Here is a 16817-nt window from a genome sequence, read left to right as displayed (position 1 = left end):
ACCAGTGTTGCCGCGCCCCGCCACCGTTCGACAAATCAGCAGGAGGAGCCACGTGCCAGCAGCGCAGAACCTGCCGTCGCCCGCACCCGACGGTGCGCGCCACATGCTGGTCGTATCGCACACCGGACGGCACGACTCGCTGCTCGCCGCCGCCACGGTCTGCCGCCAATTGGTGGCTGCTGGCGTCATCCCGGTCACCACTGCCGCCGAGCGGATGGACATCCTCGCCCAGGCACCTGAGCTCAACTCCATTGCGGTGCTCGACGATCCGGTCAGGCTCGGCGACCTCGAACTGGTCATCGTGCTGGGTGGAGACGGCACCATTCTTCGCGCGGCAGAGCTCGCCCGCGGCTCATCCGCCCCCCTGCTCGGCGTCAACCTCGGCCACGTCGGGTTCCTCGCCGAGAGTGAGCGCGCCGGGCTCGCCGAGACGGTTCAGAGTGCCGTCGCGCGCGACTACCTGGTCGAAGAGCGGATGACGCTCGACGTGCGGGTGAAGGTGAACGCTGAAGTCGTGTTCTCCACCTGGGCGCTCAATGAGGCGACGGTCGAGAAGGCCAGTCGCGAGCGGATGCTTGAGGTCGTCATCGAGGTCGACCACCGTCCACTGTCGTCGTTCGGCTGCGATGGGGTGGTGATGTCGACCCCGACAGGATCCACTGCGTACTCGTTCTCCGCCGGCGGTCCGGTGGTCTGGCCCAGCCTCGACGCCATGCTGCTGGTGCCGCTGAGCGCGCACGCGCTGTTCGCCCGGCCGCTGGTGGTCGGGCCAGACTCCGTGTTCGCCGTCGAAGTGCTCGACCGTACGCAGGGCAGCGGTGTCCTGTGGTGCGATGGCCGGCGCACCAGTGACCTGCCGCGCGGTGCCCGCGTGGTTGTGCGTCGTTCGCCCATCCCGGTGCGGCTCGCCCGCCTGCACCAGGCACCGTTCACCGACCGGCTGGTCAACAAGTTCCACCTTCCGGTGACCGGCTGGCGTGGGCCCGTCGGGCCGGAAGAGTCCGCCCTCGACGAGACTCAGGCACCCCGCCCATGATCGAAGAGCTCTCGATACGCAATCTCGGGGTGATCGAGCATGCCGTATTGCCGCTGGGCCCGGGCTTCACCGCGCTGACGGGTGAAACCGGTGCGGGCAAGACCATGGTGGTCACCGCCCTGGGGCTACTGCTGGGCAGCCGCGCGGACAGCGCTGTCGTTCGCCAGGGGAGCGGCGGTGCCGACGTTGAAGGCCGCTGGCTGGTCTCAGCGGAGGGCGCCGTTGCCGACCGTGTCGTCGAAGCGGGCGGCGGGCTGGACGAGGCCGGCGCAGCAGGTGCAGAACTCATTCTCGGACGCTCCATCTCCGCTGAGGGCCGCAGCCGTGCCGTCGTCGGTGGACGGAGCGCCCCGATCGGCGTCCTCAGCGAGATCGGTGAGCACCTGGTGGTCGTACACGGTCAGTCCGACCAGATCCGGCTGCGCAGTGCGACCGCTCAGCGTGACGCGCTCGACCGATTCGCCGGCGCGGAACTCGCCGGGGTGCTCGGCGACTACCAGGCCGTGTACCGCCGCTGGCAGTCCAACCAGGGCGAACTGGATGTCCTGATCGCCGAACAGGACCGTCGCTCGCGGGAGGCGGAGGAACTTCGCGCCGCCATCGAGGAGATCGAGGCGGTTGCGCCCGGGCGGGGCGAAGACGAGGAGCTCGCCGGCCGCTCCGACCGGCTGAGCAACCTGGAAGACCTGCGGATGGCTGCCGCCCAGGCCCACAGCCTGATCTCAGCAGACACCGTGGACGATGCCGGCGGAGCGGATGTCGTCGGCCTGCTCGATGCGGCACGACGCCAACTCGAGCGCGTCGCCTCGCACGACAGCAGCCTGGCTCCGATCGCTGAGTCGGTCGCGAACGCCTCGTTCGTGGTGTCCGACCTGGCCGTGCAGCTCTCCAGTTACCTCTCCGGGCTCGACGCCGACGGCGGACGGGAACTGGAACTGGTCCAGGAGCGCAGGGCACAACTGGCGACCCTGGCGCGCAAGTACGGTCCGAGCATCGACGACGCCATCGAACTGCTCGACACCGGCAGCCGGCGGCTGCTCGAACTGGACAACGACTCCGACCGCATCGAGCTGCTGCGCGCCGAGGTGGAGGCCGACCGAACGAGGATCGCCGAACTCGGGGAGCAGCTCAGTGGCATCCGCCGCCGTTATGCGACCGACCTCGCCGAACAGGTGAGTGCCGAACTGGCCGCCCTCGCCATGCCGGACGCCCGCCTGGTGGTGGAGGTCGACCCTCGGGACGACTATTCGCTCAGCGGGCGTGACCGGGTGGCGATCCTGCTGCAGCCGCACCCGGGGGCTGAGGCGCGCCCGTTGGGTCGCGGGGCATCCGGCGGCGAACTGTCGCGCGTGATGCTGGCGATCGAAGTCGTCATCGCCGCCAGCGACCCGGTGCCCACCTTCATCTTCGACGAAGTGGATGCCGGCGTGGGCGGCGCATCCGCCATCGAGATCGGCAGGCGACTGGCCCGGCTGGCCGAGACGGCGCAGGTGATCGTCGTCACCCACCTCGCCCAGGTCGCGGCGTTCTCGAACAACCACCTCAGCGTCGTGAAAGACAGCGACGGGCAGGTGACCGCGAGCAGCGTCCGCCGGCTGGACGGGGAGGAGCGGGTGGCCGAGATGGCCAGGCTGCTCTCCGGGCTGCCGGACTCCGAAAGCGGACTCGCGCACGCCCGCGAACTGCTGGAGCTGCGAGTCTCCTAATCCTCAGGCGGGTCGAACCCCTTAAGCGGGTCGAGCTCGTCGAGCGTTGTACTGAGCCCGTCGAAGTGACCAGCCGAGCTTGCCGAGGCGTTCAACTGGTCGGATAACCCCAGCGCGCCGCGCCTCACGTTCGCGCGAAACCCGGTGATAGACTGCAATCCCGTGGTGGACATTTCTCAGACGGGCATAACAAAGCACATTTTCGTCACCGGGGGCGTCGTATCGTCTCTGGGCAAGGGGCTCACCGCAGCCAGTCTGGGCAATCTGCTCACGGCGCGCGGCGTGAGAGTCGCCATGCAGAAGCTGGATCCGTACCTGAACGTCGATCCGGGCACCATGAACCCGTTCCAGCACGGTGAAGTGTTCGTCACCGACGATGGTGCAGAGACCGACCTCGACATCGGGCACTACGAACGCTTCCTCGACATCAACCTCAGCCAGGCGGCCAACGTGACCACCGGTCAGATCTATTCGACGGTGATTGCGCGTGAGCGTCGCGGTGAGTACCTGGGCGACACCGTGCAGGTCATCCCGCACATCACCGACGAGATCAAGCGGCGGATGCGCCTGCAGGCCACCGAGACGGATGAGACCGGTGAGCGTCCAGACGTCATCATCACCGAGGTCGGCGGCACCGTCGGCGACATCGAGTCGTTGCCGTTCCTGGAAGCCGCACGCCAGGTGCGCCACGAGATCGGCCGGGCCAACTGCTTCTTCGTCCACGTCTCCCTGGTTCCGTACCTGAGCGCTGCCGGCGAGCAGAAGACCAAACCGACCCAGCACTCCGTCGCAGCACTGCGCTCGATCGGTATCCAGCCGGATGCGATCGTGCTGCGCAGCGACCGACCGGTCCCCGAGGCGATGAACCGCAAGATCGCGCTCATGTGCGACGTCGACCCGGAGGCCGTGGTGAACTGCCCCGACGTGGCGAGCATCTACGACATCCCGACGCTGCTGCACTCGCAGGGGCTGGACGCCTACATCATCGAGCACTTCGGCCTGTCGGCCAACGGCGTCGACTGGTCCGGCTGGGAGCAGCTGCTCGAAGCGGTGCACGAGCCGCGCCACGAGGTCACCATCGGGCTGGTCGGCAAGTACATCGACCTGCCGGATGCCTACCTCTCGGTCACCGAGGCACTGAAGGCCGGCGGATTCGCCCAGCAGGCGAAGGTGAAGATCCGCTGGGTTCCCTCGGACAGCTGTGAGACCCCCACCGGCGCCGCACACAACCTTTCCGGCCTGGACGGCATCTGCGTTCCCGGCGGGTTCGGCGTTCGCGGCATCGAAGGCAAACTGGGTGCCCTGAAGTTCGCCCGGGAGAACGCCATTCCGGTGTTGGGGCTCTGCCTCGGCCTGCAATGCATGGTGATCGAGTACGCACGCAACGTTGTCGGCCTGGCCGGAGCGTCGTCATCCGAGTTCGACCCGGAGACCGAGTTCCCGGTGATCGCCACCATGGCCGAGCAGGTCGACATCATCGCCGGGGGAGACCTTGGCGGCACCATGCGCCTGGGGCTGTACGAAGCCGCGCTGGTACCGGGCTCGATCGTCGAAGAGTTGTACGGGGCATCCGAAATCTCCGAACGCCACCGGCACCGCTACGAGGTCAGCAATGTGTACCGCGCTCAGATCGCGGATGCCGGGATGGCCTTCTCCGGAACCTCGCCCGACGGCACACTGGTCGAATACGTCGAGCTTCCGCGCGACGTTCACCCGTTCTATGTCGGCACCCAGGCGCATCCGGAACTGCGGTCACGGCCGAACCGTGCGCATCCGCTGTTCCGGGGGCTTATCTCGGCCGCGCTTGCACGGCAGGAGGCCAGTCGCCTGTTCGAGGTGGATGGCGCCGGGTCTCAGGGCGGTCGGCCGAGCAGCGCTGAGCTGAACGCCGCCGAGTTCGCCGAGCCGGCCGGTTTCTAGGGTGACAACGCTCGAAGACCAGCCCTTCGCGGCACCGGTGCTCTCGAGTGAAGCCGCCTTCGAAGGCAAGGTTTGGAACGTCAAGCGGGAACGTTTCGAGTACGGCACTGACGAATACGGCGCTGGCGAATTGGTTCGCGAGTTCGTCGACCACCCGGGCGCCGTCGCGGTGCTCGCTGTCGACGACCAGGATCGCGTGCTGCTGATCAGGCAGTACCGCCACCCGATCGGGATGCGCGACCTGGAGCTTCCGGCCGGGCTGCTCGACATCCACGGGGAGAGCCTGTTGGTAGCCGCGCAACGCGAGCTGGCCGAGGAGGTCGACCTCGAAGCCTCCGAGTGGGCGTTGCTCACCGAGTTCTACACCTCGCCCGGCGGCAGCAGTGAAGCGATCACGGTGTACCTGGCGCGTGGGCTGAGCGCGACGCCCACCTTCGCCCGCCACAGCGAGGAAGCAGACATCGAGCTTCACTGGGTCAGCCTCGATGAAGCAGTCGAGGCGGTGCTCGACCGTCGCATCGGCAACGCGATCACCTGCATCGCACTGCTCACGGCGCACGCCATGCGGGGCCGCGGGTGCGTCGGGCTCGGCAATGCTGATTCAAGCGGTGTTGGCCCGGACGGCAGCGCTGACGCCCCCTGGCCACGGCATCCGAAGCTCCGGGACTGAACCTCGTGGACGGCAGTCCGATACCCACCGGGACCACTGCGCTGGAGCGGGCGGTCAGCAACTACCTGCGGCATGTGACCATCGAGCGCGGGCTCTCGGCAAACACGGTTGCCGCCTATCGACGCGACCTGACCGCGTACGCCAGGCTGCTGGCCGAACGCGAGGTTTCGACACCGGAAGGCATCAGCGAGGCGGATGTCACGGCTTTCGGCGCCGACCTGCGCAGCCGCCCTGAGGGCGCGCTGACGGCATCCTCGATGGCCAGGATGCTCTCGACGGTGCGCGGCTTCCACCGGTTCCTGGTCGACGAGAACCTTGTCGAGGCGAATGTCGCTGCCGACACGAAGCCTCCCAAGCTGGCGCAGCGGCTGCCCAAGGCGATCACGGTGGAGCAGATGGGCCGGGTGCTGGATGCGACCGGCGGCGACGACCTGCAATCCCTGCGCGACAAGGCACTGCTCGAACTCCTCTACGCCACCGGCGCACGCGTCTCCGAGGTGGTCGCGCTGAACGTGGACGACGTGCTCGGTACCGAGGATGGGGCATCCGATGTGGTCCGCCTGCTCGGCAAGGGCAGCAAGCAGCGGTTGGTTCCGGTCGGCAGCTTCGCTCGAACAGCTCTCGACGCCTACCTGGTGCGTGCTCGGCCCGCGTTCTCGGTTCGCGGAGCAGCAACCCCTGCGCTGTTCCTCGGAATGCGCGGCCAGCGGTTGTCACGGCAGAATGCCTGGCTGATCATCAAGGCGGCGGCCGAACGCTCGGGGATCGGCTTGGAGATTTCTCCGCACACCTTCCGCCACTCGTTCGCGACCCACCTGCTGGAGGGCGGGGCGGATGTGCGTGTCGTCCAGGAACTGCTCGGCCACTCGTCCGTTGCGACGACCCAGATCTACACACTCGTGACGGCGGACACCCTGCGCGACATGTACACGCAGGCGCACCCGCGCGCCCGTCGCAGCTGAACCTTCAACCTGTGGTCGAAGTGACCTGATTTCGGCACGCGCGTGGTGAAATGGCGATCAGGAGAGCGCGGATAGAATCTTGCGCATGGGCACGAAGCGCGAGGACACAGTAGAACTCGAAGGGTTCGACGCTGAGACCGTTACCGTACCCAACGGTCCGACCGGCCGCCCGCGCACCGTCTTCCCGGAACCGAAGCCGCTGAAGGGTCACGGTCCGGCGCGGATCATCGCCCTCTGCAACCAGAAGGGCGGCGTCGGCAAGACGACAACCACCATCAGCCTGGGCGCAGCGCTGGCCGACTACGGTCGCCGGGTTCTTGCCATCGACTTCGACCCCCAGGGCGCGTTGTCAGCCGGGCTGGGCGTTCCCACGCACGACGTACCGAACATCTACGACCTGCTGCTCGGCACGGTGAAAGACCCGGCGGAAGCCATCCAGCACACCTCGACGCCCGGATTCGACGTGATCCCGGCCAACATCGACCTGTCCGCCGCCGAAGTGCACCTGGTCAACGAGGTCGCCCGCGAGCAGATCCTCTCCCGCGTGCTGCGGAAGGTCAGCAGCGATTACGACGTGATCCTGATCGACTGCCAGCCGTCACTCGGCCTGCTCACGGTCAACGCCCTCACCGCCAGCCACGGCGTGCTGATCCCGCTGGAGTGCGAATACTTCGCCCTGCGCGGTGTCGCCCTGTTGGTGGAGACCATCGAGAAGGTCACCGACCGGCTGAACCCGGTGCTGAAGCTCGACGGCATCCTGGCCACCATGTACGACTCCCGCACTCTCCACTCCCGCGAAGTGCTGGAGCGTGTTGTCGAAACCTTCGGCGATCAGGTTTTCGAGACTGTGATCGGCCGCACCGTGAAGTTCCCGGATGCCTCGGTGGCAGCCGCCCCGATCACCCAGTTCGCCCCGGAGCACCCGTCGGCGGAGGCCTACCGTCAGCTCGCTCGAGAGTTGATCGTCCGTGGCGCAGTCGCCTAGGGCCGTGACGGCAGCCGAACCGACCCAGGCAGCATCATCCGCCGAAGAGACAGCCCCGGCCGTACCGGAGGCAGTCAAGTTCTCGGTCACGCTGGGCAACTTCGACGGGCCGTTCGACCTGCTGCTCTCCCTGATCTCCAAGCACGAGCTGGACATCACCGAGGTGTCACTGAGCATCGTGACCACCGAATTCATCTCCTACCTGCGCGGACTGGACAGTCACGAGGAGCTCGACCAGGCCAGCGAGTTCCTGGTGGTCGCCGCCACGCTGCTCGACCTCAAGGTGGCCGGCCTCCTGCCGCAGGGTGAGCTGGTCGATGCTGAGGATGTCGCACTGCTGGAGGCGCGGGACCTGCTGTTCGCACGCCTGCTGCAGTACCGCGCCTTCAAGGAGGCGTCGGGCTGGTTCGGCGACCGGATGTCCACAGAGTCGACGAGGCATGTGCGCTCGGTGCGCCTGGAGGAGAAATACCGCAGGCAGACTCCGGAGCTCGTGTGGACCCTCTCCCTGGACGACTTCGCTGCCCTCGCGGCCCTCGCCATGGCGCCGCGGGCGCTGCCGAGCGTTGGGCTCGGCCATTTGCACGCACCGTTGGTCAGCATCCGCGAACAGGCGGCACATGTCGTGTCGCAACTGCGCCGCGGTGAGCCGCTGACTTTCCGGCAACTGGTCGCCGGCGTCGACGTGAAGGGTGTCGTCGTCGCGCGATTCCTGGCCATCCTCGAGCTGTATCGCGGCGACTACCTGGCCTTCGAGCAGCTGGAACCGCTGGGGGAGCTGACCGTACGCTGGACGGCCGAACAGTGGTCAGAGGAGAGCCTCGCTAATCTGGGAACGGACTATGGGAACTGAGACTGTGAAGACCGAGGACTCCACCCTCACCGATGCAGGGGCCGCGGTGCCGGCTGTAGCGGGGAGCGATATCGAGCGGCGCCTGGAGGCGATCCTCATGGTGGCCGACGAGCCGCAGGGCGTCATCGGCCTGGCCACGGTGTTGTCCGCGCCGGTGAAGGAAGTCACCCGCGCCATCGAGGCGCTGGTCGCCGACTTCGATGGTGTCGACGGCAGCATCCGCCGCGGCTTCGAGCTTCGGGAGGTGGGGGGCGGATGGCGCATCTATGTGCGTCCAGAGCACGATGAGGCTGTCGCCGATTTCGTGCTCACCCAGAACCCGACCCGGCTGTCGCAGGCCGCCCTCGAGACGCTGGCGGTTATCGCCTACAAGCAGCCGATCAGTCGTGGTGCTGTGGCGTCGATCCGCGCTGTCAACGTCGACTCCGTCGTGCGCACCCTGCTCGGCCGCGGCCTGATCACCGAGGCGTACACCGACAGTGAGACCGGGGCGATCCACTACGCCACCACCGACCTCATGCTGGTGCAGCTGGGCATCAACTCGATCGACGAGCTGCCGAAGATCTCGCCGCTGCTGACCGACGGTTCGGACGGGTTCGACGATGTCCTCTAAACACATGTCCTCCAATGATGCAGACCAGCCGGACGGCATCCGCCTGCAGAAGCTGATGGCCGCCGCCGGTGTCGCCTCACGCCGGGTGAGCGAAGACCTGATCAGCGCCGGGCGCGTCGAGGTGAACGGCGAGGTGGTGACCGAGCTGGGCCGCCGCGTGCAGGAGAGCGACCTGGTCTCGGTCGACGGCGTCGCCATCCAGCTGGACACCAGCCGTCGCTACCTGATGCTGAACAAGCCGGTCGGCATCGTGTCGTCGCTCCAGGATGAGCGCGGTCGCCCCGACTTGCAGCGCTATGTGTCGAAGTATGAGGAGCGGCTGTTCAACGTGGGGCGGCTGGATGCGCAGACCTCCGGCCTGCTGATCCTCACCAACGACGGCGAACTGGCGCACGTTCTGGCGCATCCGTCGTTCGGTGTCATGAAGACCTACATCGCCAAGGTTCAGGGGCGGATGTCCGCGCAGACCGTCGGCCGCCTGACCACCGGTGTCGAGCTCGAGGACGGCTCGATCACCGCCGACAAGGCGCGCATCCTCAGCGCAGGCAAGACCGAGACCATGGTCGAGGTCACCCTGCACTCCGGACGCAACCGCATCGTGCGGCGGATGCTGGAGGAGGTCGGCCACCCGGTGATCGACCTCGTCCGCAGGCAGTTCGGCCCGCTGCACCTGGGCACCCTGGCGCCCGGCGAAATCCGTGACCTGACCAAGGCGGAGCTCGGGGAGCTGCTCACCATCTCGCGCAACGCGCAGGCGGGCGGCACGCCATCCGGCGGCGAGCCGAACACTGACACGGAGGACTCGTGATGCCTGAGCGACGGCTGAAGGAACAGGTGCGGGTGGTCGGAAGCGGCCTGCTCGGAACCAGCATCGGGCTCGGGCTGCGCGAGCACGGTGTCGACGTCATCCTCGATGACGCGTCGCCTTCCGCCCTGCAACTGGCCATCGACTACGGTGCCGGGCGACTGCCGGGCATCGACGATGCACCAGGACTCATCGTCGTCTGCGTGCCCCCCGATGTCACCGCTCAGGTGGTCGCCCGCGAGTTGGCCCGTTACCCGGATGCGCTGGTGACGGATGTCGCGAGCGTCAAGTCGGCACCGCTCGCCGACCTGCGCGACCTGGGGGCCGACCTCAGCCGCTACCTGGGAACGCATCCGATGGCCGGCCGCGAACGCGGTGGCCCGATCGCCGCCCGCGCCGACCTGTTCATCGGCCGACCATGGGTGATCGCCGGGCACGACGACATCAGCTACCAGCGGGCGGCGCCGATCGAGGACATGATCCTCGACCTGGGTGCTGTACCCGTGGAGATGACTGCGGAAAGCCATGACGAAAGTGTCGCGCTGGTGTCGCACGTTCCCCAGATGATCTCAACGCTCATGGCCGTGCGGCTGCGCGACGGCAGCAACGCCGCCCTGGCCCTCACCGGCCAGGGCTTGCGGGATGTGACCAGGATCGCCTCCAGCGACCCGTCACTCTGGGTGCAGATCCTTGGCGCGAACGCGTCACCAGTCGTGGGCATCCTCAAGGAGTTCCGCAGCGACCTGGACGGCGTGATCGCCGCGCTGGAAAACCCCACCGCGACCGGATCCAGGAGGGCGATCGCCGACACCATGTCCGCAGGCAACACCGGCGCTCTCCGCCTTCCGGGCAAGCACGGGCAGGACCGCAAGTTCGCCCAGCTGGTGGTGAAGGTGGACGACACCCCGGGCGAGCTGGGCAGACTGCTCACCGAGATCGGCGAGGCCGGGGTCAACATGGAGGACCTGCGGCTCGAGCACTCCCCGGGCGCGCAGATCGGCCTGGCCGAGATCTCGGTGCTGCCGGAAGCCGAAGAGAAGCTGGTCGCCGAACTCGAGCAGCGGGGTTGGAAGATCGCCGGAGCCTACCTGTGACCGGGCGCATCGCCGTCGCCATCGACGGGCCGGCGGGCAGCGGCAAGTCGAGCGTCAGCCGGGCGGCCGCCCGCGCCCTCGGCTACGACTACCAGGACACCGGTGCTGCATACCGTGCCCTCGCGTGGCTCGCGCTGGAGCACGGAATTGACACGACAGACCCCGACGCGATCATCCGCCTGCTTCCGGAATTCGACTATCACCTGGGAATCGACCCCGACGATTACTACGTGCGGGTGGGCGACACCGACGTTGAGAAGGCCATCCGCGAACCGCGGGTCACGGCCGTGGTCAGCAACATCGCCCGGGTGCCCGAAGTGCGATCGTGGATGGTGCAGCTGTTCCGTGACGTCATCGCATCCGGCGCCCGCCCCGGCGTGATCACCGAGGGGCGGGACATCACCACGGTGGTGGCACCGGATGCCCCGGTGCGGATTCTGCTCACAGCCAGCGAGGAAGCTAGAATAGCCAGGCGTGCCGCCGAGATCGTCGGCCAGTCGGCCCAGGATGCCGGCCGGGAGATGACTTCCCGGGACAACCAGGATTCCCGGGTCATCGACTTCATGAACGCCGCGAATGGTGTCACCACCATCGACTCAACAAACCTCGACTTCGACGCGACCATCCAGGCGGTGGTCGACCTCATCCGTTCAACCGCTGGTTGAACCCCCGCAAAGGACCTTCCCCATGTCAGACCAGGACGATTTCCCCGCCCTCGATGAGAAGCTCGCCGAGCGCATCGCCGCCATCAACGAGGAGGATGCGGAGATCCGCACTTCCGCGCTGCGGGCCGGGCTCAGCGACTACGACCTCGAGGACGAAGACCTCGACATCCTCGAGTCTGTCGACGAGGACCCGGATGCGGTCATCTACCTGCCGGCGATGCCGGTGCTGGCGATTGTCGGTCGGCCGAACGTCGGCAAGTCCGCACTGGTCAACCGCATCCTGGGCCGCCGCGAAGCCGTCGTGGAGGACACCCCCGGTGTCACGCGCGACCGGGTCGCCTACAAGGCCGAGTGGAACGAGCGCCGCTTCACGCTGATGGACACCGGCGGGTGGGAGCCGGACGCCAAGGGCATCGACGCATCCGTCGCCATGCAGGCGGAGGTCGCCGTCGAACTGGCGGATGCCGTGCTCTTCATCGTCGACGCCAACGTCGGCGCCACCTCAACCGACGAGCACGTGGTGCGGATGCTGCGCCAGACGAAGAAACCGGTCATCCTGGTCGCCAACAAGGTGGACGACGTCAGGCAGGAGCCGAACGCCACCGTGCTGTGGAGCCTGGGGCTCGGCCAGCCGTGGCCGGTGTCCGCCGTGCACGGGCGTGGTGTCGCCGACCTGCTGGACCACGTGCTGGACGTGCTTCCCGAAGTGTCTGCCGTTGCCAAGGATGAGGTCGGCGGACCCCGCCGTGTCGCCATCCTTGGGCGACCGAACGTCGGTAAGTCGAGCTTGCTGAACCGCGCGGCCGGTGAGGAACGCGTTGTCGTCAATGAACTCGCCGGAACCACGCGTGACCCAGTCGACGAGCAGGTCGAGATCGGCGGCAAGGTGTGGCTCTTTGTCGACACCGCCGGCATCCGTCGTCGTGTGCACCTGTCCCAGGGTGCCGATTTCTACTCCTCGCTGCGCACCAGTGCCGCGCTGGAGAAGGCCGAAGTGGCCATCGTCGTACTCGATGTGACCGAACCGGTCAGCGTGCAGGACCTCAAGATCATCGACCTGGTGCTCGAATCCGGTCGTGCGCTGGTGCTCGCGTTCAACAAGTGGGACCTGCTCGACGAGGAACGCCGCATCTACCTGGAGAAGGAGATCGAGCGGGACCTCTCGCACGTCGCCTGGGCTCCACGGGTCAACATGTCGGCGAAGACCGGGCGACACCTGGAGAAGCTGGTGCCCGCGCTCGAGCTGGCGCTGGAGTCGTGGGACACCCGGATTCCGACCGGTAAGTTCAACGCCCTGCTCGCCGAACTCACCATGGAGCACCCGCACCCGGTGCGCGGCGGCAAGCAGCCGCGTGTGCTGTTCGGGACGCAGGCGACCAGTCGCCCGCCGACATTCGTGTTGTTCACGACCGGCTTCCTCGACCCGCAGTACCGCCGGTTCATCACCAGGCGCCTGCGCGAGATCTTCGGCTTCGAGGGCAGCCCCATCAACGTGAACATGCGAGTGCGGGAGAAGCGAAAGCGCTAACCACCTCTGTGGTCTCGACAAGCTCGACCAACTTAAGTTGAGCTGGTTGAGCTTGTCGAAACCCCCACGGATTGCATGTCGCGTCGACAGGCTAAAGCTGGGACCCGGAATACCTGTGCTCGTCCGTGGTTGGCTTAACCGATGACTACTCCGCTGAGCCTCTCCGTGCTCGACCTGATCCCCGTTCGCAGCAACCAGTCCTCGGCGGACGCGCTTGCGGCATCCATCACCCTGGCGAAGCGCGCGGACGAACTGGGGTTCCGGCGCTACTGGGTGGCGGAGCATCACAATATGCCCGCAGTGGCATCAACGAATCCAGCCGTGCTGATCGGCATTCTCGCCGCGAAGACCCAGCGCATTCGGGTGGGTTCGGGCGGTGTCATGCTGCCGAACCATGCGCCCCTGGTGGTGGCAGAGCAGTTCGCCATCCTCGAGGCGGCCTTCCCCGGTCGCATCGATTTGGGGATAGGTCGCGCGCCGGGCAGCGACCCGGTGATCACCTCGTTCCTGCGGATGACCGGCACCACCAGTGATGTGGACGCCTTCCCGCAGAACGTGCAGGACATCGCCGCCCTGATCGACCCCGCGGGTGCGAACCTGCGTCTGCCTTCCGGTCAGGTCTACGGCCTGCGCGCTACCCCGCAGGCGGGATCGACCGCCGACCTCTGGCTGCTCGGTTCCAGCGAGTACTCGGCACGCCTGGCCGCGTCGCTCGGGCTGCCGTATGTCTTTGCCCACCACTTCTCCGGGGAGGGCACCGCGCGCATCCTCGCCCTCTACCGCGATGGATTCGTGCCGTCGACGCAGCTGACAGGCACCGCGCTGAAGGAACCACGCACCTTCCTCACCCTCAACGTCTCCGTAGCCGACACCGTCGCCGAGGCGACCGCGGCTGCCCTGCCGCAACTGCAGCAGATGGCGCGCTTGCGCAGTGGTCTGCCGCTCGGACCGCTCGCCACCATCGAGGAGGCGGCGGCGAACGTTCTGCCGCCAGCCCAGCAACAGCTGGTCGACGGGATGCTGGAGCGCTGGGTGATCGACGAGCCGGTTGCCGCCGCTATGCGCATCCGCTCGCTTGCCGAGTCCTTCGGTGTCGACGAGGTGATGGTTGTTCCTGGGCTGTCCGCCCATGAGTCTGACGATAGGGCTTCGGCACCGGCGCGGGTGAAGGCGTTGGAGCTTCTTGCTGGGCAATTGCTGGCGTGACCGCTCGACACGCGGAATCGCGTGACAAGCTGGAGGCATGACCCGAAAGCCGCCGATCGTGCCGCGCGACTCCGGGGATGCCTGGGTTCACGGTCCGGATGGGTCGAAGTATTGGGGCAGGTTCGGTGCTGCCGGCCTTCTCGTTCACGACGCTGACCGTGGCATCCTGTTGCAGCATCGGGCAGTGTGGAGCCACTTCGGCGGAACCTGGGGCCTTCCCGGCGGTGCCCGCCACGAGCACGAATCCGCGGTTGAAGCGGCCTTGCGCGAGGCGGGGGAGGAGGCGTCGGTTCCGGCGGATGCCTGCGAGTTGCTGTTCGAGACCGTGCTCGACCTGGGCTACTGGTCGTACACGACGGTCGTGGTGCGGGCGGTGCGGACCTTCGAGCCGGTGATCGCCGACCCGGAGAGCCTCGACCTGCAGTGGGTGTCGCTCAGCGAGGTGGACAGGTTGCCGCTGCATCCGCGATTTGAGGAGTCGTGGCCGCAGCTGCGGTCCCAGCTCTGAGTGTTCAACGCACCCTGCCGGTTGAGCTTGCCGAAACCTGCGTCCATGGCCTCCCGTTGGGCAGAGCTCTACCCTGTGCGCCGGTGTTCTCGTTGGAGGTCGCCCAGGGCGGCGGATTTGTGGGGCATGAGCCTGGGTGTTCGGGTCGGGTCGATGCTGGCGGGTGGGTGCAGCCAGTAGGTTCCGCCGTCACGGGTGATGTCCCAGTGGTTGTTGTGCAGGAGCATGTGGTGGTGCCGGCAGAGCAGGATCCCGTCCGCGAGGTCGGTTTTGCCGTGGTCTCGGGCCCAGTGGTTGATGTGGTGGGCCTCTGTGTAGGAGGCGGGGCGGTCGCAGCCGGGCCACCGGCAGCCGCCGTCCCTGGCGGCGAGGCCGATGCGTTGCAGGGCACTGTAGAGGCGTTGTTCCCGGCCGAGGTCGATGCATTGGCCGTTACGGTCGAAGCTGACCGGTACCATCCCGGACTCACAGAGGTGGCGTTCGACCGTTTCGATCGATACCGGGGCGGTCTGGCCTTCGATCCGGCCGTGCCCGGTGCCCGACTGCAGGCTCGTCTGGGTGACCAGGACTCGGACGGCGGGCCGCCGGGTGCCGAGGACGGAGCGGGTGGCGGTTTTCGCGTCGGTGTCGGCGCCGATCCGCAACACCGCCATCACCCCGTCGAAGGCAAGCTGCTCGGTGCTCCGCGGGTCGGTCTCGATCGCCTCAGCCCGGGTCTTATCGTTCAGGTCGACCATCCGCGGACCGCCGCGGCGGGGTGAGGTCAACGCGTCGTAGATGCCGTCCACATAGGCGGCGTTCTCCGGATCCGCCAGCAACGTGTAGACGGTCATCCCATCGCCGCGCAGGTACCGTTTGAACGAGCGGGCCTGGTGCCGGGCCTTCTCCCGGTCGGCGATCCCCGCCTCATCCAGTTCATCCCGCACGGCGCGGGCCCGCTTCAATAGTTGGTCGGCATTCAACGGATCCGAGACCGGGGCATCCGGGTCGGACGGGTCCGGGTTGGGGTTGGCAAGATCGACCAGGTGGGAGGCGGCTTCGGCGAGCAGGTTCGCCGTGATGTCGTCGGTGGGGGTGCCCAGGCCGACCCGGATCGCCTCGGCCGCATCCAACGACAGGGTGCCGGCGGCGACCGCCCGGCCGACCGGTGCCAGCCACGGCTCGGTCAACTCCGGAGAAACCTCCCCGGTGCGTTCGGCCTCGGTCAGGATCTCCGCCTCGTGGATGATCCCCCCGGTGCGCACCAGCTTGACCGCCTCCCGGCTGGTCGACCCGGTCAAATGCTGCACCAGTTTCTCCGCCGTGCGGAACCCGGTCTTCTGCGCCAGACCGGCATAGCCCAACTCGAAACTGGAGCGGCGGGCGATCTCCCCGGCGGTGGCGGCGATCGATGGTTCCAGCTGGCGGGTGATGTTCGCGAACAAGGCCGGAATGGCCAACAACTCGTCCTCGGGCAGGCCGGCCAGCGTTACCGAATCCCGGGGCAGCAGGGCGGCGGCGGCCGCGATGCTGCTGAGGGAATCGGTGAACTGGGACATGCTCTTATTCTCCCACATTCGAAGGTTTATTCTAGTGTTTTTGAGTACTTCTTCTCCACAGATTTGCTGTGGATAAAGGGAACCAGTGGGGTTGGGGAGGAGAAGACGCGCGATGAGCGCACGCTATCGAACGTTGGCTGAGGGGAGCCATTGTGACGGCACCGTGCCCTGGTTGGTGTTGGCGTCATGACAATAGGGGCACGTGGTAAATGCCACGTTGCTACTGTGAACCCGTGCCAGGGACTCAGATAACGATGCAGGTTCGGGACTGGCTGATAATTGATGCCACCATCGACAACACGATTGCGATGGAAGCCGTCGGTGGCGACACCAACGTCGTGCAGCTCGGACGTGGAATCCGTCAGGCGGGTGGTGCGCAGGCTCGTCGACACCCACGGAAGGCCGACGGGTGGGGCAGCTGGCCGCCCCTTGACGATTACCTCGAAATCACGCTCGACCCGAGCACCTGGGTCTTCATCGTGGAACAATTGCGCCGGTGGGCGGCTGTGGCGAATCGAATTCCGACGACCCCAGGTGGGGACCTGATGAGCGGGGGGCGCGGCGCCGATCCAATGGAAAGGCGAGAGAGCTCGCGGATTCGATCATCCGCCATTTGACTGGCGTTGCTGAATAGGGTCAGCTCGCGGGCGGCATTCGGGACGCTCAACGGGCAGGCAAGTGCAAAGCCGGACCAGCGCAGGCCAGCACTCCCAGAGTCCACCCATAAG

Annotated in this window: 16 protein-coding genes; 15 read left to right on the top strand and 1 reads right to left on the bottom strand. The window is 67.0% G+C overall.

The genetic code is table 11. From position 1 onward, the window contains the following. Window positions 1-103 precede the first annotated feature (103 nt). The 14 genes from ACX3O0_RS06860 (at window position 104) to ACX3O0_RS06795 (ending at window position 14551) form a co-directional block, all read left to right on the top strand. Window positions 104-1036: an NAD kinase gene (locus ACX3O0_RS06860; protein WP_459108456.1), complete on the top strand. Its 933-nt coding sequence runs from the start codon at window positions 104-106 to the stop codon at window positions 1034-1036. Next, window positions 1033-2742 (top strand): DNA repair protein RecN, encoded by a 1710-nt coding sequence (gene recN, locus ACX3O0_RS06855; protein ID WP_459107226.1) that lies wholly within the window; start codon window positions 1033-1035, stop codon window positions 2740-2742. The genes ACX3O0_RS06860 and recN overlap by 4 nt, the downstream gene beginning before the upstream one ends. Before the next feature lie 171 nt (window positions 2743-2913). Beyond that, the gene (locus ACX3O0_RS06850; protein WP_459108455.1) at window positions 2914-4662 is read left to right on the top strand and encodes a CTP synthase; all 1749 of its coding nucleotides are present in this window, start codon (window positions 2914-2916) and stop codon (window positions 4660-4662) included. Window position 4663: 1 nt separating this feature from the next. Further along, the gene (locus tag ACX3O0_RS06845) at window positions 4664-5332 is read left to right on the top strand and encodes an NUDIX domain-containing protein (protein ID WP_459107225.1); all 669 of its coding nucleotides are present in this window, start codon (window positions 4664-4666) and stop codon (window positions 5330-5332) included. A gap of 5 nt (window positions 5333-5337) precedes the next feature. Then, window positions 5338-6294: a site-specific tyrosine recombinase XerD gene (gene xerD, locus ACX3O0_RS06840; protein ID WP_459107224.1), complete on the top strand. Its 957-nt coding sequence runs from the start codon at window positions 5338-5340 to the stop codon at window positions 6292-6294. A gap of 85 nt (window positions 6295-6379) precedes the next feature. After that, window positions 6380-7279 (top strand): ParA family protein, encoded by a 900-nt coding sequence (locus ACX3O0_RS06835; RefSeq protein ID WP_459107223.1) that lies wholly within the window; start codon window positions 6380-6382, stop codon window positions 7277-7279. Further along, a complete protein-coding gene (locus tag ACX3O0_RS06830; protein ID WP_459107222.1) occupies window positions 7263-8132 on the top strand; it encodes a segregation and condensation protein A in 870 nt (289 codons plus the stop codon). Before ACX3O0_RS06835 ends, ACX3O0_RS06830 begins: the two co-directional genes overlap by 17 nt. After that, entirely contained in the window at window positions 8122-8745 is a 624-nt protein-coding gene (gene scpB, locus ACX3O0_RS06825) for an SMC-Scp complex subunit ScpB (protein WP_459107221.1), read from the top strand. Before ACX3O0_RS06830 ends, scpB begins: the two co-directional genes overlap by 11 nt. Before the next feature lie 4 nt (window positions 8746-8749). Continuing rightward, the gene (locus ACX3O0_RS06820; protein WP_459107220.1) at window positions 8750-9553 is read left to right on the top strand and encodes a pseudouridine synthase; all 804 of its coding nucleotides are present in this window, start codon (window positions 8750-8752) and stop codon (window positions 9551-9553) included. After that, entirely contained in the window at window positions 9553-10644 is a 1092-nt protein-coding gene (locus ACX3O0_RS06815; RefSeq protein ID WP_459091691.1) for a prephenate dehydrogenase, read from the top strand. The genes ACX3O0_RS06820 and ACX3O0_RS06815 overlap by 1 nt, the downstream gene beginning before the upstream one ends. After that, window positions 10641-11309, top strand: coding sequence for a (d)CMP kinase (gene cmk / locus ACX3O0_RS06810; protein ID WP_459107219.1), 669 nt, complete (start codon window positions 10641-10643; stop codon window positions 11307-11309). The genes ACX3O0_RS06815 and cmk overlap by 4 nt, the downstream gene beginning before the upstream one ends. Before the next feature lie 22 nt (window positions 11310-11331). Then, window positions 11332-12837, top strand: coding sequence for a ribosome biogenesis GTPase Der (gene der / locus ACX3O0_RS06805; RefSeq protein WP_459091695.1), 1506 nt, complete (start codon window positions 11332-11334; stop codon window positions 12835-12837). Window positions 12838-12978: 141 nt separating this feature from the next. Further along, entirely contained in the window at window positions 12979-14043 is a 1065-nt protein-coding gene (locus tag ACX3O0_RS06800; RefSeq protein ID WP_459107218.1) for an LLM class flavin-dependent oxidoreductase, read from the top strand. 37 nt (window positions 14044-14080) lie between these two features. Next, window positions 14081-14551 carry an NUDIX domain-containing protein gene (locus tag ACX3O0_RS06795; RefSeq protein ID WP_459107217.1) on the top strand — a complete coding sequence of 157 codons (471 nt, stop codon included), beginning with the start codon at window positions 14081-14083 and terminating at the stop codon, window positions 14549-14551. A gap of 68 nt (window positions 14552-14619) precedes the next feature. Here the strand turns inward: ACX3O0_RS06795 and ACX3O0_RS06790 are convergent, their stop codons facing one another. Beyond that, window positions 14620-16089 carry an HNH endonuclease signature motif containing protein gene (locus ACX3O0_RS06790; protein WP_459107216.1) on the bottom strand — a complete coding sequence of 490 codons (1470 nt, stop codon included), beginning with the start codon at window positions 16087-16089 and terminating at the stop codon, window positions 14620-14622. 233 nt (window positions 16090-16322) lie between these two features. Here ACX3O0_RS06790 and ACX3O0_RS06785 point away from each other — a divergent pair, with 233 nt between their 5' ends. After that, window positions 16323-16706 carry a hypothetical protein gene (locus ACX3O0_RS06785; protein WP_459107215.1) on the top strand — a complete coding sequence of 128 codons (384 nt, stop codon included), beginning with the start codon at window positions 16323-16325 and terminating at the stop codon, window positions 16704-16706. The last annotated feature ends 111 nt before the right edge of the window (window positions 16707-16817 follow it).

The organism is Homoserinimonas sp. A447, from assembly GCF_054489325.1.
This window is presented reverse-complemented; position numbering and strand designations above follow the sequence as displayed.